This window comes from Burkholderia pulmonis (assembly GCF_984667975.1).
The window spans coordinates 2,392,679-2,417,673 of record NZ_OZ480186.1 but is presented as its reverse complement, the minus strand read 5'-3'; the positions used below and the strand labels follow the sequence as shown (position 1 = coordinate 2,417,673).

General features: G+C 65.8%; 25 protein-coding genes and 1 pseudogene. 17 read left to right on the top strand and 9 right to left on the bottom strand.

What is annotated here, in order from left to right:
- Positions 1–102: 102 nt before the first annotated feature.
- From AC5LXK_RS11200 to AC5LXK_RS11150, 11 genes are all read left to right on the top strand, one after another.
- Positions 103–960, top strand: a complete 858-nt coding sequence (locus AC5LXK_RS11200) for a ferritin-like domain-containing protein (protein ID WP_493388890.1) — start codon at positions 103–105, stop codon at positions 958–960.
- A gap of 183 nt (positions 961–1,143) precedes the next feature.
- Positions 1,144–2,034 carry an alpha/beta fold hydrolase gene (locus tag AC5LXK_RS11195; protein WP_493388889.1) on the top strand — a complete coding sequence of 297 codons (891 nt, stop codon included), beginning with the start codon at positions 1,144–1,146 and terminating at the stop codon, positions 2,032–2,034.
- An 80-nt stretch (positions 2,035–2,114) separates the two neighbouring features.
- Positions 2,115–2,945 carry a 3',5'-nucleoside bisphosphate phosphatase gene (locus AC5LXK_RS11190; protein WP_493388888.1) on the top strand — a complete coding sequence of 277 codons (831 nt, stop codon included), beginning with the start codon at positions 2,115–2,117 and terminating at the stop codon, positions 2,943–2,945.
- Between the two features lie 72 nt (positions 2,946–3,017).
- Positions 3,018–3,650, top strand: a complete 633-nt coding sequence (locus AC5LXK_RS11185) for an L-threonylcarbamoyladenylate synthase (protein ID WP_174918546.1) — start codon at positions 3,018–3,020, stop codon at positions 3,648–3,650.
- Positions 3,651–3,697: 47 nt separating this feature from the next.
- Positions 3,698–4,360: a site-2 protease family protein gene (locus tag AC5LXK_RS11180; RefSeq protein WP_493388887.1), complete on the top strand. Its 663-nt coding sequence runs from the start codon at positions 3,698–3,700 to the stop codon at positions 4,358–4,360.
- Positions 4,361–4,368: 8 nt separating this feature from the next.
- Positions 4,369–5,571: a tryptophan--tRNA ligase gene (locus AC5LXK_RS11175; RefSeq protein ID WP_493388886.1), complete on the top strand. Its 1,203-nt coding sequence runs from the start codon at positions 4,369–4,371 to the stop codon at positions 5,569–5,571.
- Between the two features lie 8 nt (positions 5,572–5,579).
- Positions 5,580–6,182 (top strand): class I SAM-dependent methyltransferase, encoded by a 603-nt coding sequence (locus tag AC5LXK_RS11170; protein WP_493388885.1) that lies wholly within the window; start codon positions 5,580–5,582, stop codon positions 6,180–6,182.
- A gap of 46 nt (positions 6,183–6,228) precedes the next feature.
- Positions 6,229–7,131, top strand: coding sequence for a 4-hydroxy-tetrahydrodipicolinate synthase (gene dapA, locus AC5LXK_RS11165; protein ID WP_493388884.1), 903 nt, complete (start codon positions 6,229–6,231; stop codon positions 7,129–7,131).
- 110 nt (positions 7,132–7,241) lie between these two features.
- Positions 7,242–8,387 carry an NlpB/DapX family lipoprotein gene (gene bamC / locus AC5LXK_RS11160; RefSeq protein ID WP_493388883.1) on the top strand — a complete coding sequence of 382 codons (1,146 nt, stop codon included), beginning with the start codon at positions 7,242–7,244 and terminating at the stop codon, positions 8,385–8,387.
- A gap of 4 nt (positions 8,388–8,391) precedes the next feature.
- Entirely contained in the window at positions 8,392–9,168 is a 777-nt protein-coding gene (locus AC5LXK_RS11155) for an MBL fold metallo-hydrolase (RefSeq protein WP_493388882.1), read from the top strand.
- Positions 9,169–9,199: 31 nt separating this feature from the next.
- The gene (locus tag AC5LXK_RS11150) at positions 9,200–9,475 is read left to right on the top strand and encodes a hypothetical protein (RefSeq protein ID WP_493391236.1); all 276 of its coding nucleotides are present in this window, start codon (positions 9,200–9,202) and stop codon (positions 9,473–9,475) included.
- On the opposite strand, the pseudogene AC5LXK_RS11145 reads toward AC5LXK_RS11150, so the two are convergent.
- Both AC5LXK_RS11145 and AC5LXK_RS11140 read right to left on the bottom strand, forming a co-directional pair.
- Positions 9,476–9,722, bottom strand: a pseudogene (locus tag AC5LXK_RS11145) (hypothetical protein). It abuts the gene before it with no gap.
- Between the two features lie 56 nt (positions 9,723–9,778).
- The gene (locus tag AC5LXK_RS11140) at positions 9,779–10,999 is read right to left on the bottom strand and encodes a JmjC domain-containing protein (protein WP_493388881.1); all 1,221 of its coding nucleotides are present in this window, start codon (positions 10,997–10,999) and stop codon (positions 9,779–9,781) included.
- A gap of 32 nt (positions 11,000–11,031) precedes the next feature.
- Between AC5LXK_RS11140 and AC5LXK_RS11135 the strand changes: the two genes are divergently transcribed.
- A complete protein-coding gene (locus AC5LXK_RS11135) occupies positions 11,032–11,574 on the top strand; it encodes an FKBP-type peptidyl-prolyl cis-trans isomerase (RefSeq protein ID WP_493388880.1) in 543 nt (180 codons plus the stop codon).
- Here AC5LXK_RS11135 and AC5LXK_RS11130 read toward each other — a convergent pair.
- Both AC5LXK_RS11130 and mutS read right to left on the bottom strand, forming a co-directional pair.
- A complete protein-coding gene (locus tag AC5LXK_RS11130; protein WP_493388879.1) occupies positions 11,554–12,825 on the bottom strand; it encodes a hypothetical protein in 1,272 nt (423 codons plus the stop codon). The two genes, AC5LXK_RS11135 and AC5LXK_RS11130, sit on opposite strands and share 21 nt — an antisense overlap.
- Positions 12,806–15,463, bottom strand: coding sequence for a DNA mismatch repair protein MutS (gene mutS, locus AC5LXK_RS11125; protein WP_493388878.1), 2,658 nt, complete (start codon positions 15,461–15,463; stop codon positions 12,806–12,808). The genes AC5LXK_RS11130 and mutS overlap by 20 nt, the downstream gene beginning before the upstream one ends.
- Positions 15,464–16,360: 897 nt before the next feature.
- Here mutS and AC5LXK_RS11120 point away from each other — a divergent pair.
- The 3 genes from AC5LXK_RS11120 (at position 16,361) to AC5LXK_RS11110 (ending at position 17,846) form a co-directional block, all read left to right on the top strand.
- Positions 16,361–16,960 carry a hypothetical protein gene (locus AC5LXK_RS11120; RefSeq protein WP_493388877.1) on the top strand — a complete coding sequence of 200 codons (600 nt, stop codon included), beginning with the start codon at positions 16,361–16,363 and terminating at the stop codon, positions 16,958–16,960.
- A gap of 219 nt (positions 16,961–17,179) precedes the next feature.
- The gene (locus tag AC5LXK_RS11115; protein ID WP_493388876.1) at positions 17,180–17,413 is read left to right on the top strand and encodes a hypothetical protein; all 234 of its coding nucleotides are present in this window, start codon (positions 17,180–17,182) and stop codon (positions 17,411–17,413) included.
- Positions 17,414–17,519: 106 nt separating this feature from the next.
- Positions 17,520–17,846 carry an EthD family reductase gene (locus tag AC5LXK_RS11110; protein ID WP_493388875.1) on the top strand — a complete coding sequence of 109 codons (327 nt, stop codon included), beginning with the start codon at positions 17,520–17,522 and terminating at the stop codon, positions 17,844–17,846.
- Positions 17,847–18,003: 157 nt separating this feature from the next.
- On the opposite strand, the gene AC5LXK_RS11105 is transcribed toward AC5LXK_RS11110, so the two are convergent.
- Positions 18,004–19,626 (bottom strand): NAD(P)/FAD-dependent oxidoreductase, encoded by a 1,623-nt coding sequence (locus AC5LXK_RS11105; protein WP_493391216.1) that lies wholly within the window; start codon positions 19,624–19,626, stop codon positions 18,004–18,006.
- A 321-nt stretch (positions 19,627–19,947) separates the two neighbouring features.
- Positions 19,948–20,751, bottom strand: coding sequence for an inositol monophosphatase family protein (locus tag AC5LXK_RS11100; RefSeq protein WP_059608913.1), 804 nt, complete (start codon positions 20,749–20,751; stop codon positions 19,948–19,950).
- Positions 20,752–21,032: 281 nt separating this feature from the next.
- Between AC5LXK_RS11100 and AC5LXK_RS11095 the strand changes: the two genes are divergently transcribed.
- The gene (locus AC5LXK_RS11095; RefSeq protein WP_493388874.1) at positions 21,033–21,857 is read left to right on the top strand and encodes an RNA methyltransferase; all 825 of its coding nucleotides are present in this window, start codon (positions 21,033–21,035) and stop codon (positions 21,855–21,857) included.
- Between the two features lie 267 nt (positions 21,858–22,124).
- Positions 22,125–22,928, top strand: a complete 804-nt coding sequence (gene cysE, locus AC5LXK_RS11090) for a serine O-acetyltransferase (protein WP_493388873.1) — start codon at positions 22,125–22,127, stop codon at positions 22,926–22,928.
- Between the two features lie 48 nt (positions 22,929–22,976).
- On the opposite strand, the gene AC5LXK_RS11085 is transcribed toward cysE, so the two are convergent.
- From AC5LXK_RS11085 to AC5LXK_RS11075, 3 genes are all read right to left on the bottom strand, one after another.
- On the bottom strand, positions 22,977–23,777 hold the full coding sequence (locus AC5LXK_RS11085) for a UDP-2,3-diacylglucosamine diphosphatase (RefSeq protein WP_493388872.1): 801 nt from the start codon (positions 23,775–23,777) through the stop codon (positions 22,977–22,979).
- Between the two features lie 23 nt (positions 23,778–23,800).
- Positions 23,801–24,292, bottom strand: a complete 492-nt coding sequence (locus AC5LXK_RS11080) for a peptidylprolyl isomerase (protein WP_493388871.1) — start codon at positions 24,290–24,292, stop codon at positions 23,801–23,803.
- Positions 24,293–24,380: 88 nt separating this feature from the next.
- A complete protein-coding gene (locus AC5LXK_RS11075; protein ID WP_493388870.1) occupies positions 24,381–24,956 on the bottom strand; it encodes a peptidylprolyl isomerase in 576 nt (191 codons plus the stop codon).
- Between the last annotated feature and the right edge of the window lie 39 nt (positions 24,957–24,995).

The following is a 24,995-nucleotide window of genomic DNA, read 5'->3' as shown; positions in this document are numbered from 1 at the left end:
GCGCGTCCGGTTTGCCCGGCGCATGGCGCCGCGGAACAATCGCATATTGTAAACCGTCGCGTGCAGATGCTCCCGCGACGCGTACGCAGGGTGTCCCCGTTTATGAGCATGGCCTCTTCTTCTTCCGGCAATGCGCCGGCCTGTATGCGCAGCGCGGCGCTCGACGCGCTGCGTGAGTCCGCGCCCGCGGCCAAGGCCGCGCAGGTACGCGCGCTGCACGACGCGTTGCAGGGCGGGCAGGTCGCGATCGCGCCGTCGCTCGACCTGCGCGAGCCGGCCGATCTGCCCGGGCGCCCGGCGCGTCCGCCGCTCGTCGAGCCGCGCGAACTCCAGCGGCGCAGCATGCGTTCGCCCGAAGGGCGCGCCGTGCTGCTGCACGCGCTTGCCCATATCGAGTTCAATGCGATCAACCTGGCGCTCGACGCAGTCTGGCGCTTCGCCGGCATGCCGGACGCGTTCTATGCGGACTGGCTGAAGGTGGCGGCCGAGGAGGCCTATCACTTCACGCTGCTGTCCGACCGTCTCGCGGAATTCGGCCACGCATACGGCGATTTTCCCGCGCACAACGGGCTGTGGGAAATGTGCGAGCGGACCAGGCGCGACGTGCTGGCGCGCATGGCGCTCGTGCCGCGCACGCTCGAGGCGCGCGGGCTCGACGCATCGCCGCCGATCCGTGCACGGCTCCTGCAGGCAGGCGACGATGCGTCGGCCGCGATCCTCGACGTGATCCTGCGCGACGAAATCGGCCATGTCGCGATCGGCAATCACTGGTTCCGGCATCTGTGCGACGAAGCCGGTCGCGATCCGGTGCCGACCTACCGGCAGCTCGCCGAGCAGTACCATGCGCCGCGGCTGCGCGGCCCGTTCAATTTCGATGCGCGGCGCGATGCCGGCTTCGAGCAGGCCGAGCTCGACGAGCTGGCCGCGCAGGATGCGGCGGACGGAAACACCGCACGTTAGCCGGATCGCTCCCGGCCGCGTCTCGTCTGGTTGGCCGCCGGCCGCGGCCCGCGCCCCCGGCCGATCGTGTTTCCCGCCGACCTTCGCATGCCGCGCCGCTAGAGCGCGGCCTCGATTGCCGGTCGCCGGAACAGGGGCGTCGTCGCTATAATCGAACGACCATTCTTTTTTCTGGCGGCTGCAATGAGTGCGTCGAGTTCTGTTTCCGATTTCGTCACGGTCCGCGGCGTCAAGCTGCATGTGCGGCGCTGGGGCCGGCCCGATGCGCCGACGCTGTTCATGCTGCACGGCTGGATGGACGTCGCGGCGTCGTTCCAGTTCGTCGTCGATGCGCTCGCGGGCGACTGGCAGGTGATCGCGCCCGATGCACGCGGCTTCGGGCTGTCCGACTGGCCGGTCGCGCGACAGGGCGGCGGCCACTACTGGTTCCCCGAATACCTGGGCGACCTCGATGCGCTCGTCGATCACTACGCGCCGGCCGGCGAAGTGAATCTGGTCGGGCACAGCATGGGTGCGAACGTCGTGTGCCTGTACGCCGGGGCCCGGCCGGAGCGCGTGCGGCGCGTGGTCGACCTCGAGGGCTTCGGGCTCGCGCCGGCACGCGCCGAACAGGCGCCGCGCCGGCTGCGCGGCTGGCTGGACGAGCTGCGCGAGCCGCCCGCGCTGCGGCCGTACGCGTCCCTCGACGACGTGGCGGCACGCCTGATCAAGACCAATCCGCGGCTCGCCCCGCGCCGCGCGGCATTCCTTGCCGAGCACTGGTCGAAGCGCGGCGACGACGGCTTGTACCACCTGCTGGCCGACCCCGCGCACAAGATGCCGGGCCCGCTGCTGTACCAGCTCGACGAAGTGATGGCCACCTGGAAGCAGGTGCGTGCGAAGGTGCTGCACGTCGAGGCCGTCAATTCGCCGACGCTTGCGTACATCGCCGGCGACATTCCGCTGCCGGAATTCAAGGCGCGCTTCGACGCGTTCCCGGACTGGCGCGAGAAGCTTATCGACGACGCCGGCCACATGGTGCATCACGACCAGCCGGAGCAGGTCGCGGCGCTGATCGAGGCATTCTGCGCGTAAGGGCGACACCGGCGGCAGGGCAGGCGGGCGGCGCGATTGCCGCGTTGCAGTAGAATGAAGCCTTACCTGCCATGCCGACAATGAACGCTGATCTCCACTGCCATTCGAATGTTTCCGACGGGTTGCTGTCGCCTGTCGACGTCGCGCGCCGCGCTCATGCCGGCGGCGTGACCCTGTGGGCGCTGACCGACCACGACGAGATCGGCGGGCAGGCGGCGGCGCGCAGCGAGGCGGAAGCGCTCGGCATGCGCTACCTGAGCGGCGTCGAGATTTCGGTCACGTGGGCGTCGCGCACCGTGCACATCGTCGGCCTGAACATCGATCCCGCGAATCCGGCGCTCGTGGACGGCCTGTACCGCACGCGCCACGGCCGCGCGGCGCGCGCGCTGGCGATCGGCGAGCAGCTCGCGACGCTCGGCATCCCCGGCGCGTACGAAGGGGCGCTCAAATACGTCTCGAATCCCGACCTGATTTCGCGCACCCACTTCGCGCGCTTTCTCGTCGAGAACGGCCACGCCGAATCGACTTCCGACGTGTTCGACCGCCTGCTCGGCGACGGCAAGCCCGGTTTCGTCCCGCACCGCTGGGCGTCGCTGCCCGACGCGGTTGGCTGGATCCGCGCGGCAGGCGGCGAAGCCGTGGTCGCGCATCCGGGCCGCTACCGCTATACGCCCGTCGAATTCGACGCGTTCTTTGGCGAGTTCATCGATCTCGGCGGCCGCGCGATCGAGGTCATCACGGGCAGCCATACACCTGACCAATACCGCGAATACGCGGAGGTTGCGCGCCGCTTCGGCTTCGAAGTGTCGCGCGGCTCGGATTTCCACGCGCCGGGCGAGGGCCGTATCGAGCTCGGCAGCCTGCCGCCGTTGCCGCCCGACCTGACACCGGTCTGGGAGCGCTGGCTCTGACGCCGGGCGGCTTCGAGCCGCCCGCGTCGCTGCCGATGCGCACATCCGACTTCTCCCCCTTTACGTACCCCCATGTCCCAGTTCTTCAGGATTCATCCGGATAATCCGCAGCCGCGCCTGATCAAGCAGGCGGTGGAGATCGTCAGCAAGGGCGGCGTGATCGCGATGCCGACCGATTCGAGCTATGCGCTCGCGTGCCATCTCGACGACAAGGATGCGGTCGAGCGCGTGCGCCGGATCCGCGGTCTCGACGAGAAGCAGCACCTGTCGCTGCTCGTGCGCGACCTGTCGGAGCTGGCCAACTTCGCGATGGTCGACAATCGCCAGTACCGGCAGATCAAGTCGGTGACGCCGGGCCCGTACGTCTTCATCCTGCAGGCGACGAAGGAAGTGCCGCGCCGGCTGTCGCACCCGTCGCGCAAGACGATCGGGCTGCGCGTGCCCGATCACGCGATCACGCTCGCGCTGCTGGAATCGCTCGGCCAGCCGCTGCTCGGCACGACGCTGATCCTGCCGCCGGACGACGAACCGCTGAACGATCCGGAAGACATCCGCACGCGGCTCGAGAAGCAGGTCGACCTCGTGATCGACGGCGGCGCATGCCCGCGCGAACCGTCGACGGTGATCGACCTGACCGGCGACGAGCCGGAACTCGTGCGTGCGGGGCGTGGCGCGCTCGAACCGTTCGGGCTCTCGGCCGCGTAACGCATCGTTCCAATTTTGCGCGAATGCGCTTGTTACAATAACGCGATATGGATGCTTCCCTGATACAGACCATCGCCGTCTACGCGCTGCCCGTGATCTTCGCGATCACGCTGCACGAGGCCGCCCACGGTTACGCCGCGCGCCTGCTTGGCGACAACACCGCCTACGTGATGGGGCGCGTGTCGTTCAATCCGATGCGCCACATCGACCCGCTCGGCACGATCGCGATCCCGCTCGCGATGTATTTCCTGACGGGCGGCGCGTTCCTGTTCGGCTATGCGAAGCCGGTGCCGGTTTCGTTCGGCAACCTGCGCAACCCGCGCTGGGGCAGCCTGTGGGTCGCGCTCGCGGGCCCGGCCTGCAACTTCGTGCAGGCGCTGATCTGGGGCCTGCTCACCCTGGTGCTGCCTGCCGTTGGCGTCGACGAGCCGTTCTTCACGCGGATGGCGCTCGCCGGCGTCAGCGCGAACCTCGTGCTCGGCGTGCTGAACCTGTTTCCGCTGCCGCCGCTCGACGGCGGCCGCATCCTGGCGGCGCTGCTGCCGACGAAGCAATCGATCGCGCTGTCGCGCATCGAGCCGTACGGTTTCATCATCGTCCTCGCGCTGGTCGCGACGGGCGTGCTGACGAACTTCTGGCTGCGCCCGCTCGTCAATGTCGGCTATGCCGTCCTGAGTGCCATCCTGTCCCCATTCGCTTCGCTTTTCTAACGACAAACATGTTCCCAGAACGTATTTTCTCCGGCATGCGACCTACCGGGTCGCTGCACCTCGGTCATTACCACGGCGTGCTGAAAAACTGGGTGAAGCTGCAGTCCGAGTACCCGTGCTTCTTCTGCGTCGTCGACTGGCATGCGCTGACGACGCACTACGAGACTCCCGAGGTCATCGAGAAGAACGTGTGGGACGTGCTGATCGACTGGCTCGCGTCCGGCATCGATCCGGCGCAGGCGACGCTGTTCATCCAGAGCAAGGTGCCCGAGCACGCCGAACTCGCGCTGCTGCTCGGCATGAGCACGCCGCTCGGCTGGCTCGAACGCGTGCCGACCTACAAGGAGCAGATGGAGAAGCTGAAGGACAAGGACCTGTCCACCTACGGCTTCCTCGGCTACCCGGTGCTGATGGCGGCCGACATCCTGCTGTACCGCGGCTCGCTCGTGCCGGTCGGCGAGGACCAGGTGCCGCACGTCGAGATGACGCGCGAGATCGCACGCCGCTTCAACTACCTGTACGGTCGTGAGCCCGGTTTCGAGGAGAAGGCGCTCGAAGCCGCGAAGAAGCTCGGCGGCAAGCGCTCGAAGCTCTATCACGAGTTGCGCAACGCGTATCAGCAGGAAGGCGACGACGAGGCGCTCGAGCAGGCGCGCGCGATGCTGCAGGAGTCGCAGAGCCTGTCGATGAGCGACCGCGAGCGTCTGTTCGGCTATCTCGAAGGCGCGCGCAAGATCATCCTGGTCGAGCCGCAGGCGCTGCTGACCGAAGCATCGCGGATGCCGGGTCTCGACGGGCAGAAGATGTCCAAGTCGTACGGCAACACGATCGGCCTGCGCGAAGACGCGGAGACGATCACGAAGAAGGTCCGCACGATGCCGACCGATCCCGCGCGCGTGCGCCGCACCGATCCGGGCGACCCCGACAAGTGCCCGGTGTGGCAGCTGCACCAGGTCTACACGGACGAAACGACGCACGAGTGGGTGCAGAAGGGCTGCCGCTCGGCGGGCATCGGCTGCCTCGACTGCAAGCAGCCGGTCGTCGAAGGCATCCTGCGCGAACAGCAGCCGATGCTCGAGCGTGCACAGAAGTACATGGACGATCCGTCGCTGCTGCGCGCGATCGTCGCGGACGGTTGCGACAAGGCACGCAAGTACGCGACGGAAACGATGCGCGACGTGCGCGACGCGATGGGCCTGTCGTACAACTGATCCGGCGCATGAGCGAATCCGTCATCGCCGCCGCGGGCAGCCACGTCGCCCAGGCCGAGCCGTCGCGCTGGGTCGCCCAATGGTCGCGGCTCGTCCCGGCCGGCGGCGCGGTGCTCGACGTCGCTGCGGGCGGTGGCCGCCATGCACGCTGGTTCGCGTCGCACGGACATCCGGTCGTTGCGCTCGACCGCGATCCGGCCGCGCTGGCCGCGTTGCGCGCGATTCCGGGCGTCGATGCCCGCGCGGCCGATATCGAGGGCGCGCCGTGGCCGCTGCCGGCCGGCGAGCGCTTTGCGGCCGTGATCGTCACGAATTACCTGCATCGTCCGCTCTGGCCCCATCTGCTCGATGCAGTGGCGCCGGGCGGCGTGCTGATCTACGAAACCTTCGCGCAAGGAAACGAAACGGTCGGCAAACCGTCCAACCCCGCGTTCCTGCTCGCCCCGGGCGAGCTGCTGGACGCCGTGCACGGCCGCCTGCGGGTGGTTGCGTACGAGGATGGTTTCGTCGCTGCGCCGCGCGAGGCGTTCGTCCAGCGTCTCAGCGCGATGCGCGAGGGCGCGACCCCGAAGGCGGGGGCGGGAATTCCACGTTACGAACTGCCCGGCTAATCCGCTACAATCTCAACGTTTACCGGTACACATTCAATCGCGTTTCATGGCTAACGGCACCCAAGACGGCATTCAAATCCGCGGCAGCATCCCCGCGATCGTCACCCCGATGCTCGAAGACGGCAGTCTCGACCTGCCGGCGTTTCGCAAACTGATCGACTGGCACATCGCGGAAGGCACCGATGCGCTGGTCGTGGTCGGTACGAGCGGCGAGTCGGCAACGCTCAACGTCGAAGAGCACATCCTGATGATCCGCACGGCGGTCGAGCATGCGGCAAAACGCATCCCGATCATCGCGGGCGCGGGCGGCAATTCGACCGCCGAGGCGATCGAGCTGACGAAGCACGCGAAGGCTGTCGGCGCGGACGCGACGCTGCAGGTCGTGCCGTACTACAACAAGCCGACGCAGGAAGGCATGTACCGTCACTTCAGGACGATCGCCGAAGCGGTCGACCTGCCCGTGATCCTGTACAACGTGCCGGGCCGCACGGTTGCGGACATGGCGAACGAGACGACGCTGCGCCTCGCGGAAGTGCCGGGCATCATCGGCGTGAAGGAAGCGACCGGCAACATCGATCGCGCCGCGCACCTGATCAAGGCCGCACCGAAGCATTTCGCGATCTACAGCGGCGACGATCCGACGGCGATCGCGCTGATGCTGCTCGGCGGCCACGGCAACATCTCGGTGACGGCGAACGTCGCGCCGCGTGCGATGAGCGACCTGTGCCGCGCGGCGCTGGCCGGCGATGTCGCGACGGCCCGTGCATTGCACATGAAGCTGCTGTCGCTGCACAAGAACCTGTTCATCGAGGCGAACCCGATCCCGGTGAAATGGGCGCTGCAGGCGATGGGCAAGATGCAGGGCGGCATCCGGCTGCCGCTCACGGCGCTCGACGAGCGCTGCCACGATGCCGTGCGTTCGGCCCTCGTCGAGGCCGGCGTCCTCTGATGCCGAGGCGGCTGCGTCCTGCAGCCGCCGGCTGACCCCTGATCAACCCGCACCGGCCGGCTCCGTCCGGCGCCGCTCCTGACGAGCGTTCTAGCAAGACGAAGGATTTCATGAAACGTTTCGCCATTTCCTCTCGCGCCATCCAGCTGTCGGTGGTGGCGCTGGCGCTGGGCGCGCTCGCTGGCTGCGATACGCTGAACGACTACCTGGCCCCTGACCGGGTCAACTACAAGAACACCGGTTCGGCGCCGCCGCTCGCGGTGCCGAGCGACCTGAAGCCGGTGCCGACGACGCAGCAGTTCGTTGCGCCGCCGACCAACGCCGGGCTCGGCACGCTGCCGCCGCGGGTCACGACGCAGGCCGGCAACGCGACCGACGGCATCCCGAGCGCGCAGGATCCGCTCGGCATGCACATCGAGCGTGACGGCGATCACCGCTGGCTCGTCGTCGACGGCCGTACACCCGAGCAGCTGTGGCCGATCCTGAAGGAGTTCTGGCAGGAGAACGGCTTCTCGCTGAAGACCGACGCGCCGTCGACGGGCATCATGGCTACCGACTGGGCCGAAAACCGCGCGAACATCCCGGACGACTGGTTCCGCCGCACGATCGGCAAGGTCATCGATTTCGCGTATTCGTCGGGCACCCGCGACCGCTTCCGCACGCTCGTGAACCGCACGTCGGATGGCAACACCGACATCTCGATCACGCATAGCGCGATGGAAGAAATGATGGTCGGCCCGCAGGGCGGCACGTCGTCGCGCTGGGAAGAGCGTCCGCGCAACCCGGTGCTGGAAGCCGTGTTCCTGTCGAAGTTGATGCAGAAGTTCGGCCTGACCGACGCGCAGGCGAAGCAACTGCTGACCGATGCGCGTCCCGCGACGGCACCGGCGCAGGTTACCGACACGAGCAGCGGCGCGGCAACGCTGCAGCTGGCCGAGTCGTTCGACCGCGCGTGGCTGCGCGTGGGCCTGGCGCTCGACCGCACCAATTTCGCGGTCGACAATCGCGACCGCGAGAAGGGCGTGTACACCGTGCGCTATGCGAATACGATGGAAGAGCTCAAGCGTGACGGCCTGTTCGGCAAGCTGTTCTACGGCGGCCCGTCGGCGGCGAAGCCGGGCAAGGAATACCTCGTCAACGTGCGCGCACAAGGCACCGGCGGCACGCAGGTCGCGGTGATCGGCGCCAACGGCCAGGTCGACAACTCGTCGGACGCGCAGCGGATCATCTCGCTGCTGCACGCGCAGCTGAACTGAGCGCGTGAGATTCGCCAGCCTCGGAAGCGGCAGCGAAGGCAACGCGCTGGTCGTCGAGGCCTCGAGCGGCACGACGACCACCCGCGTGCTGCTCGACTGCGGTTTTTCTGCCAAGGAGGTCGAGCGCCGGCTCGGCCGACTGAATCTCGGCATCGATGATCTCGATGCGATCCTCATTACCCACGAACACAGCGACCACGTCGGTAGCGCGCTGACGCTCGCCCGCCGGGCGTCGCTCCCGCTCTACATGAGCTGGGGTACCGCACGCGCGGTCGGGGCCGACGAGGCCGACGTCGATCTCCACGTGCTGTGGGGTGACGAGACCGCCGCGATACGCGATCTGGCGGTGATGCCCTATACGGTCCCCCACGACGCGCGGGAGCCGCTCCAGTTCGTCTTTATGGACGGCTGCCGCAGGCTCGGCGTGCTGACCGACGTCGGGATGTCCACGCCGCACATCACGGCCGTCCTGAGCGGCTGTGACGCGCTGGTGCTCGAATCCAACCACGATACCGCGATGCTGGCCGCCAGCCGTTATCCGCAGTCCCTGAAGGCGCGGATCGGCGGCAACCACGGCCACCTGAGCAACGACGCGGCGGCCGACATCCTCGCGTCGCTCGAACGCAGTCGCCTCCAGCACCTGGTCGCGGCTCACCTGAGCCAGCAGAACAACCTGCCGGAACTGGCGCGCCGGGCGTTTGGCGGCGTACTGGGAACGGACGGGGAAGACGTGATCGTGGCCTCGCAGGACGCGGGCTTCGACTGGCTGACGCTCGGATGAGCGGGGCCGGGCCGCTGCGGCGGCCTGATGCGTGTGCCGTGCAATCGATTCGAAAGCGGCAGACGTAAAAAAACCGGCCCTCGGGCCGGTTTTTTTTCAGCTGATGCTGAAGGCTTACTGGCTTGCGCCCGAAGCCGGAGCAGCCGTCGCTGCCGAAGCAGCCGACGCCACTGCAGCAGCAGCGTCGCTCGCAGCAGCCGTTGCCGACGAAGCAGCAGCCGAAGCGTCGCTCGCAGCACCAGCAACTGCCGAAGCAGCCGTCGAAGCAGCAGCAGCCGCGTCGCTTGCAGCCGACGAAGCAGCTTGATCAGCGCTCTTGTTGCAAGCAGCCAGTGCAACAGCAGCCAACAGGGAAGCTACGAGGAGGGATTTCTTCATGATCACGTCCTTTTATGGTTAAAGGTAAGCAACAGCGCGAAACAATACCGGTAATGTGCTCCAACACCGACCTGGGCCGCTGGTGGAGATGCACTGCTTAGAGCGTGAATCTTCCCTACGGCTTGGGCGGAAATTATATGCACTTTCCTATCGACCGTCGACAAATGCGGGGTCAATACGTTGTCTTTCCCATACAGAATTTGATCCGTACGGGCATACGGGGCGACTCACACTAATTCCGGTTTCCGACCCGTATCCAGCCCGCACGATACCACTCGTGCAACAAGGCTGTCATTGAGGGACCCCGGGATAGTGTTACAAACCGTTTCGCCTCCATCTGGCGTTGATTGGCCAGTTCGGGCAGCCATTCATCGACTTGCTCAAGTGGTCCTTCCTCGCCATTAATGAAGTACGAGCGCGCGTTATACATCAATGCGGCCCTTCTGTCGAGAGACACACCGCGCCGTGACGCTTGCGTGACGAACGCGGTTTCGGACAGCGGGCGCTCGGGCGGGTCGAAAACGACGTTCGGTTTGGGCTCGCTCAGGTAGCAGCCGAGGAATTCGGCGACGTCGCGCTTGCGCCAGCGGATCGCGTCGACGATCTCGGCGACGCGATCGACCATGGCCGGCGGCAGCTGCGCGGGCGCATCGACGGCCGGCTGCTTCGGGTCGCGGTAGAGGTCGTCGCCGGACCCGCCCTGCAGGCCGCCGCGCTCCGCGAGGTAGTACAGGAACTGGGCGCCCAGCTCGCCGGCGGACGGGGCCCGGAAGCCGATCGAGCAGGTCATGCATTCGCCTTCGGCGACGCCGTCGTGCGCGATGTGCGGCGGCAGGTACAGCATGTCGCCGGGTTCCAGCACCCATTCGTCGCTCGGTTCGAAGTTCTCGAGGATCTTCAGCGGGACATCCGGCTGCAGCGACAGGTCCTTCTGCGCACCGACGCGCCAGCGGCGTCGGCCTTCGACCTGCAGCAGGAACACGTCATACGAATCGAAATGCGGGCCGACGCCGCCGCCGTCCGTCGCATACGAGATCATCAGGTCGTCCAGGCGCGCGTCGGGGATGAACCGGAAGCGGTCGAGCAGCGCGCGTGCCGCGTCGACGTGCAGGTCGAGCCCCTGCACGAGCAGGGTCCAGGACTTGCGCGTGACGGCAGGCAGCGAGCCGGGTTCGAACGGACCGTGCGAAAGTTGCCACTTGTTACGAGAATGGGTGATCAGTCGCGATTCGGCGTCATAGTCGGCTGCCAGCTCGAACAACGTGTCGCGCGTGACCGGCGACGCGACGCCGGGCATCGCCTGGCGGATCAGCAGCGGCTTCTTTTGCCAGTAGTCGCGCATGAATTGCGCCGGCGTCAGGCCGCCGAGCAGCGGTGTGGGAAGATCGGAAGGCGGCGCGCCGAACGGGGCGGCAGCGGCATCCCGCGGTTCGGCTTTGGACCGGTTGCGCATCGTATAATGAGACTTGTATTTGGGAGAATTGGATGAAAATCGCAAAAAACACCGTCGTGTCGGTCACTTACAAGCTGTCGGATGCACAGGGCAATCTGATCGAGGAAAGCGACGAACCGATGGTTTATCTGCACGGCGGCTATGATGGCACGTTCCCCAAGATCGAGGAACAGCTCGACGGCCATGAAGCAGGCTACCAGGCGCAGGTTCAGCTCGAGCCGCAGGACGCGTTCGGCGACTACGATCCCGAACTCGTGAAGATCGAGCCGCGCGATCGTTTTCCCGAGCCGCTCGAAGTGGGCATGCAGTTCGAAGGCACGCCGGAAGACGGCGACGAGGAAGTCGATTCGCTGATCTACACGGTTACCGACGTCGCCGAAGACAAGGTCGTGCTTGACGGCAATCACCCGCTGGCCGGCATGGCGCTGCGTTTCGCGCTCACCGTGAAGGACGTTCGCGAAGCCACCGAAGACGAAATCGAGCATGAGCACGCGCATGGCGCGGAAGGGCTCGAGATCGTCGACGAGGATGATGACGAAGACGGCGAGGCGCCGTCAGGGCGTACCCTGCACTGAGCTTGCAGGCAGGCCGGGCGCCGGCCCCGATGCAGGGGGCGGTGCCGGCCACGACGCGCCGCCCGGGGCGGCGCCGTCGCCCTGTAGCGGCGGCGCGACCGACGACGAGTCGGGTAGCGCCGGCAATGCGGGGATTTCCGGCATTTGCGGCAGCGGCACATCGTCGCGCGGCACGAGCGGCAACGCAGGCGGCACGGGCAGGTTCTTCGGTACCTCCTGCAGGCTCACGTTGAAGATCGTCTGTCGTGCCGGCGAGACGCTCACCCTGACCCACTGATTTGCCGGATGGCGCGGTCCGATTGCGACGCGCGTCACGTTTCCTACCAGTTCACCGTCGTCGGCGTGCAGCGGACGGTCGATCAGAAAGCCGTTCGCCAGCGGTTCACCGCTCGCGTGCATCACCAGTATCGGGCCGCGGAACGTCGTCGCCGCCTTCACCAGCGTTCGTTTCAGTTCCCGGAAGCCGTCGCGCACGCGCGGCCGGTTGAAGCGCAGCCAGGCGAAGCGCTCCGAGCGTTCGTAGTGTTCGAACTGCGGATCGCCCTCGAAAATCACGACCATCGCGCGCGCCTCGCGACGCTTTGCATATTCGGCCGCGTGGTCGATCCAGAAGCCGTTCGCGATGATGCGATCCTCGAACTCGCCGTTGCGGCCGCCGGCCGTCAGGTAGTGATTGTTCGGCGCTGGTACGTTGAGCGCGACGTAGACGATGTCGTCGCGCATCCAGCGAGCGTTCTCCCGATACGGTCGGAATCGTGCGACTTCGCTCTCCCGCGTGATCTGCAGTGCGCCGGGATCGGGCAGCGCCGAATCGGCGAGCAGCGTCTGCCGCAGGAAATCGAGCCGCTCGACCGGATCGTAGCTGCCGTCGGCCGCGGTGTTGCACGTGACCCAGTCGTCGTGGCCGGGTACGAACACGAGCGGCACGCGTGCCGAATCCAGGATCGCGCCGCGCTGCGAATACAGCGCGTCGCGGCACGCTTCCTTCGAGCCCTTGAGATCGCCCGCGTAGACGACGAAGGCGAGGTTGCGCTCGCGCGAGATCGCGTCGAGCAGCCGCTGCGCGGCCGGCTCGTCCGCCGGGACGTTGATGACGCCCGACACGACCGCGAACGAGTAGGGCGCTGCGCTGCGCTTGGGCGGCGCAGCCAGCGCGCCGGCCTGTGCCAGTGCGAGCACCGCCGCGGCAAGCGCGGCGGCGGCACGGGCCGGCAGGCCCCGCGACAGGTGCTTACGCGTGCCCGTCGGCATCGTGCGACCGGACCAGCGTGCGCAGTTCGTACAGCAGGTCGAGTGCTTCGCGCGGCTTGAGATCGTCGGGATCGATGTCGCGCAGTTTTTCGAGCGCCGGATGCGGCGTGTCGGGCAGCGCCGGCGCGTCCGCGCATTCGAGATCGTCGACGGCGGCCGGCGGTGCGCTGAACAGGTCGAGTTGCGGTGTGTGTTGCGATGCCGACTGCTGCTCGAGATACGCGAGGTGCTTGCGTGCGGCACGGATCACCGGCGCCGGGACGCCCGCGAGCTGCGCGACCTGCAGGCCGTAGCTCTGGTTCGCCGGGCCTTCGTTGACCGCGTGCAGGAACACGATGCCGTGGCCGTGCTCGACAGCCGACAGGTGGACGTTGGCCGCTTGCGGGAATTCGGCCGGCAGTTGCGTCAGCTCGAAGTAGTGCGTTGCGAACAGCGTGTAGCACGTGTTGTGCGCCAGCAGGTGGCGCGCGATCGCCCACGCGAGCGCGAGGCCGTCGAACGTCGACGTGCCGCGGCCGATCTCGTCCATCAGCACGAGGCTTTGCGGTGTCGCGTCGTTGAGGATCGCGGCGGCTTCGGTCATCTCGACCATGAACGTCGAGCGGCCGCCCGCGAGATCGTCGGCCGCGCCGATGCGCGTGAAGATCCGGTCGATCGGGCCGAAGCAGGCCGACTTCGCCGGCACGTAGCTGCCGACGTACGCCATCAGCGCGATCAGCGCGGTCTGCCGCATGAACGTCGACTTACCACCCATGTTCGGGCCGGTGATCAGCAGCAGCTTGCGCTCGGTGCCGAACCGGCAGTCGTTTGCGATGAACTGCTCGACCTGCGCTTCGACGACCGGATGGCGACCCTGTTCGATGTCGATGCCGATCTCGTCGGTGAAGCTCGGTGCGACCCAGTCGAGCGCGCGTGCGCGTTCGGCGAAGGCGGCGAGCAGGTCGAGCTCGGCGAGTGCCGATGCGACGCGCTGGCACTCGGGAATGAACGGCAGCAGCGCCTGCAGCACCGAGTCGTACAGTGCGCGCTCGCGTGCGAGCGCGCGCTCCTGTGCGGACAGCGCCTTGTCCTCGAAGGTCTTCAGCTCCGGCGTGATATAGCGCTCGGCGTTCTTCAGCGTCTGGCGGCGGCGGTAATCGTCCGGCACCTTGTCGGTCTGGCCGCGCGTGACCTCGATATAGAAGCCGTGCACCTTGTTGTATTCGACGCGCAGGTTCGCGATGCCGGTGCGCGAGCGCTCGCGTGCTTCGAGGTCGATCAGGAACTGCCCGCAGTTCTCCGAGATGTCGCGCAGTTCGTCGAGCTCGGCATCGTAGCCGCGCGCGATCACGCCGCCGTCGCGCACCATCGCGGCCGGCTCGGTCGCAATCGCGCTGGTGAGCAGGTCGAGGCATTCGGCAGGCGGCGCGAGCGCCGCGTCGACGCGCGTGAGCGCATCCGCATTCGCGACGATCGCACTGATGCGCTCGCGCAGCGCCGGCAGCGCGGCGAATGTATCGCGAAGGCTCGACAGGTCGCGCGGCCGGGCGGACAGCAGTGCGAGGCGACCGGTGATCCGTTCGACGTCGGCGATCTGGCGCAACGCGCTGCGCAGCGCATCGAGGCTCGCGCTTGCCGGTGCGTCGAGCAGCGCGCCGATTGCCTGCTGGCGCGATTGCGCGGCAACCGACGCACGCGGCGGGTGATGCAGCCAGTGACGCAGCAGACGGCTGCCCATCGTCGTGCAGCAGGTGTCGAGCAGTGAATACAGCGTGGGCGATTCGGTACCGCGCAGCGTCTCGGTCAATTCGAGGTTGCGGCGCGTGGCCGGGTCGAGCCCGATGTATTCGGTTTCGTTCTCGACTTTCAGGCTGCGCACATGCCGCAGTTGCTGGCCTTGCGTGGCTGCGGCATAGAGCAGCAGCGCGCCGGCCGCGCCGCACGCGCTCGTCAGCGAATGCGCGCCGAATCCGTCGAGGCTCGCCACATCGAGCTGGTCGCACAGGCGCTGTGTGCCCGATGCGATGTCGAAATGCCAGGCCGGCACGCGCTTGCTGGCGCCCGCGCCTGCGGGTACGGCGTCGGTTATACCGTCCGGTGTCAGGATTTCGGCCGGCCGGATGCGCTCGAGCGCGGCGGCGAGCTGCTCGGGTTCGATTTCGGCGAGCCGCAGTGCGCCGCTGGCGAGATTCAGCCACGCGAGGCCGACATTGACCGCGACGCCGCGCTTGTTGTGGCCCGTGCACATTGCGAGCAGGTACACGTCGTTCTTGTCGGACAGCAACGCGGCGTCGGTCAGCGTGCCGGGCGTGACGACGCGCACGACCTTGCGCTCGACGGGACCCTTCGACGTGGCCGGATCGCCGATCTGTTCGCAGATCGCGACCGATTCGCCCATCTTCACGAGCTTCGCCAGATACTGCTCGACCGCGTGATGCGGCACGCCTGCCATCTTGATCGGCGTGCCCGCTGACGCGCCGCGCTGCGTGAGGGTCAGGTCGAGCAGGCGTGAGGCCTTTTCCGCGTCTTCGAAGAATAACTCGTAGAAGTCGCCCATCCGGTAGAAGACGAGCGTGTCGGGGTGGTCGGCCTTGATGCGCAGGTACTGCTGCATCATTGGAGTGACGGGTGCAGGTGCTGCGGTGGGTTGCATGCTCATGTGACCGGGAAAAGTTGCTTTGAGCTCGAGTTTACCAGCGGCCCAAGGGTGCCTGCGCGAAGTTCGCCGTTCGGCCAGTTATATGCGATTGCGATCGGAACCTATCGGCTGCGAGCGTGGGTCGCGCAGTTTAGCTTTCTACGTTGACTAATTGATCCCGCACCCAATCACGAAAAGTGCTCTCGTCAACTGGATCCGCGGAGTGCCGGAATTCATTCCAGCGTCGGTCTATCATCGCTACCCATTCTTGGGTGGCCCGAATCAACTCTGGGTGACCGTGCCAGAACTTGCACGCCTCAAGACACTGTGAAGCCAAGCCATATAGCTCTTGGATCGAACAGGTGCCGTCGAGATAGCGTCGTCCGCCATCCTGCAAACGCCGAAATTCGATGATCTGGACCGACACGGATTCTCCCTTCCATTGCTGTTGACCTTGGTCCGCGTCGAGCCGGAGTCGATCAATCCCGAAAGGCATCGGCGTAGGTCTTGGCGTAGCTTTGTATGCTGAGGCCTGTCAGATAAGGCGCAGGTACTGCTGCATCATTGGAGTGACGGGTGCAGGTGCTGCGGTGGGGGGCGTGCTCATGTGACCGGGAAAAGTTACTTTGGCTGCCCGAGTTTACCAGCGGCCCGCACGGGATCGCTCGAAGTTCGCCGTTCGGCCAGTTGCTGGAGATCACGACCGGCGGCTGCCGGCCAAGAAGCGACATTCGACACATCAGGTGAAATCGTCGACAATCGGCGACACTGTGGGCGTAGGGTGCCGGTTACTGCGTGCAAATGGTTGAGTCGGGCTACATTGCAATGCGATTAGTTCGAGGTCGTTTCATTCCATGAACATTTTTGAAGCTATTGAAAATAATCCATTATCTATCGCTTTCGCCAAGGGGTTGAGAGTTGGGTAAATTAATTTATTTGCTGATGCTTCCTGCGCTCCTCGTTATCGTCCCGTATGGAATGGTAAAAATTGGTAGAGACGCCGAAAAATGGCAGGCCGAGGTCAAGAAAATATTGGAAACAAAAAGTGTTCCTCAATCCATGGATTTTTTCTACTCAAAGGGAGTCGTTGCATTTGAATCGATGGCTCTACTAGCCATCACCGGAACGTTTCTGCTCATAAACACGGCGTGGCTTTGGGCTCCTGCGAAGCAGCCAAGTGATAATCTGGCTGTAACCGTGCTTGGCATCATGTTTCTTCCCGCAACGATTTTCTTTGGAAAGAAGGCTTGCGACGTCATTCGAATTTGGTGGAATATCAACACGCCCGCAGTAACGCTTTCGAAAACCGGCTATCAACATGGAAAGTTACAGCTCCCATGGGATTTCATTGAAAACGTAATTTCGACTGGCGGATACAGGAGAGCGCCATCGGTTGTGGTGACATTTAAAAACGTCAATGGAAAATCGAGCAAGGATGTAATTAATTTGTCGCTATTGAGAGACCGGCATTTAGAGGAGTACATCAATGTCTACATGTCACCTTCTCAAGAGAGCTGATAACCCGTGACGGGTGACTTGGCCCCTGCTTTTGAGTGTCTGCTTCGGAGCGCGGCCGCTCGCCGCAATGGGTCGTCAGCGGACGATCCTTAAAAGGGCGAGCGTAGGTCTTGGCGTAGGTTTGTGCGCGAAGCCTTGTCAGATAAGGCGCAGGTACTGCTGCATCATCGGGGTGTGGCCCGCGAACGCGTCGGGCGACAGCATGGTCATAGGTCAGGCATGAAGTTGTTGCTTTGGTTGCCCGAGTTTACCCGTGGCTTCGATGTCGGCGCGCGAGGTTGGCTGTTTGGCCAGATGCGGGTGATGGCGATCTGCCGCTGTCTGGAAGACGAACTCATCCGGCTGCCGACCTATAAAGCGTCCGACGTCGCCGAACTGCTCCCGCATCGGCGGATACCCAGCACCACCCAACTGGCAAGACGGGGTCGCCGGTGCTTACAATCAGAAGAATAAGTGCGCCTATTCTGGATGAAGCCTTGGCCACGCGCTAGATCGGCGACCTCGAGGTCGTCTCGCGGGCGGTGGCCTCTCGATTACCGTGCAGCAACCGGAGAACCCGATGATCAAAGTCAGTGTCATGTACCCGTACGCCGCAGGCGCGCGATTCGATCATGCTTACTATCGCGAGAGGCATATGCCAATGGTGAAACAGCGGCTCGGCGCTGCATGTCTGTACTACACGGTGGACAAGGGCATCGCAGGCGGTGCTCCGGGCACTGATCCTGTTTACGCGGCCAAGTGCGACTTCGTCTGTACTTCTGTCGAAGCTTTCCAGGCGGCCCGAGACCCGCACGCGCAGGAGATCATGGCCGACATAGCCAATTACACGGATATACAACCCGTGCTGCAAATCAGCGAGGTGGTGGTGGAGCGCTCGGAAGTCTGATCAGGGTTCTTCGGATATCGCCAAGCACCGCATCAGAGTATGGGGTGGGCGAGAGGAAGTCGGCTTCATGCCGCTGCCCGATCGCGCTCCCGGGCGGTCATGCAAAAGCCGGCGTCGCTCGGGTCACGAACCTTCGCGCGCCGACTCGTTTTGCACATCAGGACGCGTGCGACGGCGTCATGCTGAGTGCGACCGCCTGCGCGACCTCGATACCGTCGATGGCTGCCGAATAGATGCCGCCCGCATAGCCGGCGCCTTCGCCGGCCGGGTACAGGCCTTCGACGTTCATGCTCTGGTAGTCGTCCTTGCGCCGAATCCGGATCGGCGACGACGTGCGCGTCTCCACGCCGGTGAGCACCGCGTCGTGCATCGCGAAGCCGGCGATCTTCTTGTCGATCTGGGGCAGGGCCTCGCGGATGGCTTCGATCACGTAGTCGGGCAGCGCAGTGCTGAGATCCGTCGGGTTCACGCCGGGCTTGTACGACGGCTCCACGGCGCCCAGCGACGTCGACGGCCGCCCGGCGATGAAGTCGCCGACCAGCTGGCCCGGCGCGCGATAATCGCCGCCGCCGAGTTCGAACGCACGCTCTTCCCACTTGCGCTGGAATGCGATGCCCGCGAGCGGTCCGCCCGGATAGTCGTCCGGCGTGATGCCGACGACGATGCCCGCATTCGCATTGCGCTCGGCGCGCGAATACTGGCTCATCCCGTTGGTGACCACGCGGCCGGGCTCGGAGGTCGCCGCGACCACCGTGCCGCCCGGGCACATGCAGAAGCTGTAGACGGCCCGTCCGTTACTGGCGTGGTGGACCACCTTGTAGTCGGCCGCACCGAGCTGCTTGTGTCCCGCGAACTTGCCGAAGCGGCTGCGATCGATCAACCCCTGCGGATGCTCGATCCGGAAACCCAGCGAAAACGGCTTGGCTTCGATATAGACGCCGCGATCGTGCAGCATCTCGAACGTGTCGCGCGCGCTATGGCCCACGGCCAGCACCACGCGGTCGCACCGCAATGTTTCCCCGTTCGACAGCTTGAGCGCGCGCACCTTGCCCTGATCGATTTCGATGTCGTCGACGCGGGTCTCGAAGCGCACCTCGCCACCCAGTTCGTGGATCGACGCGCGCATTTTCTCCACCATGCTGACGAGGCGGAACGTGCCGATGTGCGGCCGGCTCAGATACAGGATGTCCTCGGGGGCGCCGGCCTTGACGAATTCGTCGAGCACCTTGCGACCATAGTGGTTGGGATCCTTGATCTGGCTGTAGAGCTTGCCGTCGGAAAACGTCCCGGCACCGCCTTCACCGAACTGCACGTTGGATTCCGGGTTGAGCACGCTTTTGCGCCACAGCCCGAAGGTGTCCTTGGTGCGCTCGCGCACGGCCTTGCCGCGTTCGAGGATGATGGGGCGGAATCCCATCTGCGCGAGGATCAGCCCCGCGAACAGGCCGCACGGCCCCATGCCGATGACGACCGGGCGCAGGAAATCGCCGTGCTCGGGCGCTTTCGTGACGAAGTGATACGCCATGTCGGGCGTCGCGCCGCAATGCGGCTTGCCGGCGATGCGCTTGAGCGCGGCCGCTTCGTCCTTGACCTCGAGATCGACGATATACGTGAGCTTGATGTCGGAGCGCTTGCGTGCGTCGTGCGCACGGCGGAACACGGTGTAACGGAGGAGCTCGTCCTCCGCCACGCCAAGCTCCGCGAGGCGCGCGCGAATCGCGGCCTCGAGCGCGCTTTCCGGATGGTCGAGGGGGAGTTTAATTTCGCTTAGCCGTAACATGGGGACTCGGATGCGATTGCCACGGCGTCGTGGCGGTGTTGATGCGGGCGGGGGCCGGCAGGCGGGCGGTGGCGTTGTTCGCCGCGCGGGCATGCCGGACGCGAACCATTCACTGTCATTGCGGGACGAGCGGTACGGGCGGCGACAGTACGCCGACCCGCCCGAACGACCCGGGCATCTTCAGGATAGGCGCACGAAGCGCCCGTTGCGCACGGAAGCTTGTCCCGCCTCCCGTGCGATCGGGAGGCGAACGGCGCGCCATCGTGACGATGCCCGCGAGCGGTTTGCGCGAAAGCCGCGCCATGCGGGCGCGGCCCGGGCTTACTCCGCTGCTGGGTGGACCCGGCTGTAGCGGTTCAGGATCGGGATCATCTGCGCGTAGATCTTCGGGTTCGCGGCGACGATCTCGTGGCGATGCAGGAAATCGGCGTCACCCGTGTAATTGCCGACGAGGCCGCCGGCCTCGGTGATCAGCAGGCTGCCCGCGGCCATGTCCCACACGTTGATGCCTTGCTCGAAGAACGCGTCGAGGCGACCGGCCGCGACGTTCGCGAGATCGAGTGCCGCCGCGCCCGGGCGGCGCAGGCCCGTGCAGGCCTGCGTCATTTCGGTGAAGAGGCGTGCGTACGCATCGAGGCCGTCCTTCTCGCGGAACGGGAAGCCCGTGCCGACCAGTGCGTCCGACAGGCGGTCGCGGCGGCCGACGCGGATGCGGCGGTCGTTCAGGTACGCGCCGCGGCCGCGGGTGGCCGTGAACAGGTCGTTCTTGTTCGGATCGTAGACGACGGCCTGCGTGACGACGCCCTTGTGCTCGAGCGCGATCGACACGCAGTAGTACGGGAAGCCGTGGATGAAGTTGGTCGTGCCGTCGAGCGGATCGATGATCCACTTGAATTCGGATTCGTTCTCCGATTCGCCCGATTCTTCCGCGAGGATCGCGTGGTCGGGGTAGGCGGTCTTCAGCGTCTCGATGATCGCGTCTTCGGCGGCCTTGTCCACTTCGGTGACGAAGTCATTCTGCTGCTTCTTGCGGATCTCGATCAGGTCGAGATCGAGGGACGCGCGATTGATGATCTGTCCGGCGCGGCGCGCAGCCTTGACAGCAATGTTGAGCATGGGATGCATGAGCCTGATCCTGTAGCCGGCGGCACGGGCCGCCACGAAGTGGAACAACCGCCCGGAACGGCGCAAACGTGCCGGGCGAAGTGAGACGCGAATTGACAAAGAGCGGGGTACGACCCGCGCCGTACAGGGTGCACGACGCGTAAAGGCATGATTTTACCCGATTTTCGGCAGTTTCAGGCAGCCGGAATACGGGGAAACCCCCACTGTCCGTCCGGACGAGTGGGTTTGTAGCGGCGATGGCGATACCATACTGCCATTCTGATGACCCGAGTCGTAACGTAGTGGAAACCCCGCAGAACACCGCCGCGCCGTCCGAGCCGGGCGCGGCCTCGTCCCGTCCGTCGTCCGGCGGCTTCACGTCCACCCGCTTCGTGCTCGTCGAGCCGAGCCATCCCGGCAATGTCGGGGCGGCCGCCCGCGCGCTGAAGACGATGGGCTTTTCGCGGCTTGTGCTGGTGGCGCCGCGCGTGCCGCACGTGCAGAGCGACCCCGAGGCGATCGCGATGGCGAGCGGCGCGGACGACGTCCTCGCGTCCGCGCACGTCGTGCCGACGCTCGGCGACGCGCTGTCCGGCGTTCACTGGTCGATCGCGCTGACCGCGCGCACGCGCGAGTACGGGCCGCCGCGCCTCGCACCGCGCGCGGCCGCCACGCAGGCCTGTGCGCAGGTCGGCACGGGCGACATCGCGCTCGTGTTCGGCAACGAGCGCACCGGTCTCGCGAACGAGCATGTCGAGCAGTGCAGCGCACTCGCGCACATCCCAGCGAACCCGGCCTACAGCTCGCTGAATCTCGCGCAGGCCGTGCAGGTGCTCGCGTACGAGCTGCGCGTCGCGTTTCTCGAGCGGGCGAGCGAGCCGTCGGTGCAGCCGTCGGCCGAAGTCGGCACGCTCGCGCAGAGCGACGAGATCGAGCGGATGTACGCGCATCTCGAGAACGCGCTGATCGCGCTCGACTTCCTCGATCCGCGCAATCCGAAGAAGCTGATGCCGCGGTTGCGGCGCCTCTTCGCGCGCACGGGCCTCGAGCGCGAGGAGGTCAACATCCTGCGCGGTGTCGCGAAGCACATCCTGCTGAAATCGGGCAAGCCTGACGGCGACGCGTAAGCAGCTGGCGTACCGACTGCCAGGTCGCAGGCCGGGTGCTGCTTCGGACCGGCCCGGCCGTGTGTCGGTCGTCCGGAAGCGCCGGGCCCGCGCATTCCACCCGGCCGATCCTCTCCGAAACCCCGCAATGACAAGCCTTCCGCGCGAATACCCGCGCCGGCGGCGGGGTGAACGCGCGACCGCGTGCGGCCGTGCCCGGCAGGCCCTACAATCGCCGGACGTCATAAGCAAATTACCCGGCGCGATAACGGCCGGTCATTGCCGGCGATGCGCGCCGGCCTTTTCCCAGACCACATCATGTTCACGAGACTGCGCGAAGACGTTGCAACGATTCGCGAGCGGGATCCCGCCGCTCGCAGTGCATGGGAAGTGCTGACCTGTTATCCGGGGCTGCATGCGCTCGTGCTGCATCGTTTCGCACACGCGTGCTGGCGCGCGAAGCGTTACTGGCTTGCGCGGTTCGCGTCGCAGGCCGGGCGGTTCATCACGGGGATCGAAATCCATCCGGGTGCGACGATCGGCCGGCGCGTGTTCATCGATCACGGCATGGGGGTCGTGATCGGCGAGACGGCAATCATCGGCGACGACTGCACGATCTACCAGGGCGTGACGCTGGGCGGCACGTCGCTCACGCGCGGCGCGAAGCGCCACCCGACGCTCGAGACCGGCGTGATCGTCGGTGCCGGTGCGAAGGTGCTCGGTGGTTTCACGGTCGGCGCGGGCGCGAAGATCGGCTCGAATGCGGTGGTCGTCAAGCCGGTCCCGGCGGGCGGCACGGCGGTCGGCAATCCGGCGCGCATCGTGATGCCGGCGCAGCCGAAGCCGCAGCCCGAGCGCGCGGCATTCTGCGCGTACGGGATCACGCCGAACGCCGACGATCCGATGTCGCTCGCGATCCACGGGCTGATCGATCACGCGGCGAAGGAAAGCCGCCGCGTCGACGAGATCGTCGCGGCGCTCGAGCGGCTCGGCACGCATCTGGAAACGCTGCAGGGCGCCGATGCGGCGCGCCTCGATCTGCGCAGGCTGTCGGCGGTGCTGGAAGGAAAGACGGTCGAACGCCAGGTGTAATGCGCTGGACGCCGATGGCTGCCGGTCGGTGCGACGGCAGCGGCGGCGTCAGTCGAGCGGCATCGGGTGGATGCCTTCCGCATCGACGCGCAGGTAGCCGCCGCGCGGCGTTCCGTGATCGAGATCCCAGTCGGGCAGTACCCAGCGGACACCACCGGGTTCCGCGTGACGCGCGGGCCGGTGCGTGTGGCCGTGGATGATCACGCCGGCGCGGCTTTTCCTGAACAGGGCGGCCACGCCTTCAGGCGTGACATCGTAGATGGCCGAAGCAGGGCGCACCCGGCCCGCCTCGCTGTTCGAGCGCATGCGCTGCGCGAGCGCGCGGCGCCAGCGGAACGGCCACGCGAGAAACAGCCATTGTGCGACGCGGTTGCGCGCAAAGCGGCGGAACACCTGGTAGCCGCGGTCGGCCGTGCATTGTGCGTCGCCGTGCGCGAGCACGATGCGCTGGCCGAACGCCATGATCAGCGACGGGTCGGGCAGCAGCATCGCGCCGGCTGCCTTCATGAAGCGCCGGCCGAGCAGGAAGTCGCGATTGCCGTGCATTACGTAGAGTGCGATCCCGCGCTCCGAGAACGTGTGCATCAGCGCGGCCATGCGCGCGGCGAACGGATCGTCGTCGAGGATATCGTCGCCGATCCAGTATTCGAACAGGTCGCCGAGGATGAACACCGAGTCGGCGCTGTCGGCGGTGTATTTCACGAAATGCTCGAACGCGGCGACCGTCTTCGGAATCGCTTCGCTCAGATGCAGATCGGAGAGAAACAGGAACGGGCGTGCGGCTTGCGCGTACTCGCGCTCGCCAGGCACGCCCGCGGAGACGCTTCGCGGCGGACTCTCCTGCAACATCGAAGTGCCTCCGTTACTGCGCGTCAGACCACGACGGCCTTTTCGATCACGACGTCGTCGGCCGGCACGTCCTGGTGGAAGCCAGCGTTGCCCGTCTTGACACCCTTGATCTTGTCGACCACGTCCTGGCCTTCGACGACCTTGCCGAACACCGCGTAGCCCCAGCCCTGCGGCGTCGGCGACGAGTGGTTCAGGAAGTCGTTGTCGTTCACGTTGATGAAGAACTGGGCGGTTGCCGAGTGCGGATCGTTCGTGCGCGCCATCGCGACCGTGTAGTTGTCGTTCTTCAGGCCGTTGTTCGCCTCGTTGTCGATCGGCGCGTCGGTCGGCTTTTGCTTCAGGCCCGGCTCGAAGCCGCCGCCCTGGATCATGAAGCCGTTGATCACGCGATGGAACACGGTGCCGTCGTAGTGGCCCTTCTTCACGTAGTTCAGGAAGTTCTCGACCGACTTCGGTGCCTTCGCGGCGTCGAGCTCGAGCTTGATCACGCCGTGGTTCGTATGCAGTTCAACCATGATGAATTCCTTCGGTGAGGCGGTTTAAATGGCACGCGGCCGGTCGTGCGACGCGGCCGCGTGAGGCGCCGGACGTGCCGGCAGGTTCTTACTTCGAGACGATGCTGGCCGATTCGATCACGACCGGTTGCGCCGGTACGTCCTGCATCGGGCCGCGCGAGGTCGTCGCCACGCCTTCGATCTTCTTCACGACGTCGAGACCCGACACGACCTTGCCGAACACCGCATAGCCGTTGCCGTCCGGGTTCGGGTAGTCGAGGCCGCTGTTGTCGACCGTGTTGATGAAGAACTGTGCGGTGGCCGAGTTCGGATCGCTCGTGCGTGCCATCGCGATCGTGCCCGTCAGGTTCTTCAGACCATTGCGGCTCTCCAGCGGGATCGGCGCGCGGGTCGGCTTTTCCTCGAAGTTGGTCTTGTAGCCGCCGCCCTGGATCATGAAGCCCTTGATCACGCGATGGAAGATCGTGCCGTTGTACTGGCCGGACTTCACGTAATCGAGGAAGTTGGCGACGGATTTCGGCGCCTTTTCCGGGTAGAGCTCGACGCGGATGTCGCCCTGCGAGGTCTTCAGCTGCACGACGGGGTGCGCGGTAGCCGATTGCGCGAATGCGGGCGCGGTCGCGAGAAGGGCGGCGCCGCCAAGCGCCAGCAACAGACGTTTCATTGCGATCCTCAGGTTGGGAGGGGAAAAAAGGCCGCGCCG

What these genes read in the sequence shown, in the direction of transcription:
- AC5LXK_RS11075 (WP_493388870.1), bottom strand. Translation starts at nt 24,956, where the DNA reads ATGAAACGTCTGTTGCTGGCGCTTGGCGGCGCCGCCCTTCTCGCGACC.
- AC5LXK_RS11085 (WP_493388872.1), bottom strand. Translation starts at nt 23,777, where the DNA reads ATGTTGCAGGAGAGTCCGCCGCGAAGCGTCTCCGCGGGCGTGCCTGGC.
- cysE (WP_493388873.1), top strand. Translation starts at nt 22,125, where the DNA reads ATGCGCGCCGGCCTTTTCCCAGACCACATCATGTTCACGAGACTGCGC.
- AC5LXK_RS11175 (WP_493388886.1), top strand. Translation starts at nt 4,369, where the DNA reads ATGTTCCCAGAACGTATTTTCTCCGGCATGCGACCTACCGGGTCGCTG.
- AC5LXK_RS11100 (WP_059608913.1), bottom strand. Translation starts at nt 20,751, where the DNA reads ATGCATCCCATGCTCAACATTGCTGTCAAGGCTGCGCGCCGCGCCGGA.
- AC5LXK_RS11080 (WP_493388871.1), bottom strand. Translation starts at nt 24,292, where the DNA reads ATGGTTGAACTGCATACGAACCACGGCGTGATCAAGCTCGAGCTCGAC.
- AC5LXK_RS11110 (WP_493388875.1), top strand. Translation starts at nt 17,520, where the DNA reads ATGATCAAAGTCAGTGTCATGTACCCGTACGCCGCAGGCGCGCGATTC.
- AC5LXK_RS11190 (WP_493388888.1), top strand. Translation starts at nt 2,115, where the DNA reads ATGAACGCTGATCTCCACTGCCATTCGAATGTTTCCGACGGGTTGCTG.
- AC5LXK_RS11180 (WP_493388887.1), top strand. Translation starts at nt 3,698, where the DNA reads ATGGATGCTTCCCTGATACAGACCATCGCCGTCTACGCGCTGCCCGTG.
- AC5LXK_RS11140 (WP_493388881.1), bottom strand. Translation starts at nt 10,999, where the DNA reads ATGCGCAACCGGTCCAAAGCCGAACCGCGGGATGCCGCTGCCGCCCCG.
- AC5LXK_RS11105 (WP_493391216.1), bottom strand. Translation starts at nt 19,626, where the DNA reads ATGTTACGGCTAAGCGAAATTAAACTCCCCCTCGACCATCCGGAAAGC.
- AC5LXK_RS11130 (WP_493388879.1), bottom strand. Translation starts at nt 12,825, where the DNA reads ATGCCGACGGGCACGCGTAAGCACCTGTCGCGGGGCCTGCCGGCCCGT.
- dapA (WP_493388884.1), top strand. Translation starts at nt 6,229, where the DNA reads ATGGCTAACGGCACCCAAGACGGCATTCAAATCCGCGGCAGCATCCCC.
- mutS (WP_493388878.1), bottom strand. Translation starts at nt 15,463, where the DNA reads ATGAGCATGCAACCCACCGCAGCACCTGCACCCGTCACTCCAATGATG.
- bamC (WP_493388883.1), top strand. Translation starts at nt 7,242, where the DNA reads ATGAAACGTTTCGCCATTTCCTCTCGCGCCATCCAGCTGTCGGTGGTG.
- AC5LXK_RS11115 (WP_493388876.1), top strand. Translation starts at nt 17,180, where the DNA reads ATGAAGTTGTTGCTTTGGTTGCCCGAGTTTACCCGTGGCTTCGATGTC.
- AC5LXK_RS11135 (WP_493388880.1), top strand. Translation starts at nt 11,032, where the DNA reads ATGAAAATCGCAAAAAACACCGTCGTGTCGGTCACTTACAAGCTGTCG.
- AC5LXK_RS11185 (WP_174918546.1), top strand. Translation starts at nt 3,018, where the DNA reads ATGTCCCAGTTCTTCAGGATTCATCCGGATAATCCGCAGCCGCGCCTG.
- AC5LXK_RS11195 (WP_493388889.1), top strand. Translation starts at nt 1,144, where the DNA reads ATGAGTGCGTCGAGTTCTGTTTCCGATTTCGTCACGGTCCGCGGCGTC.
- AC5LXK_RS11200 (WP_493388890.1), top strand. Translation starts at nt 103, where the DNA reads ATGAGCATGGCCTCTTCTTCTTCCGGCAATGCGCCGGCCTGTATGCGC.
- AC5LXK_RS11170 (WP_493388885.1), top strand. Translation starts at nt 5,580, where the DNA reads ATGAGCGAATCCGTCATCGCCGCCGCGGGCAGCCACGTCGCCCAGGCC.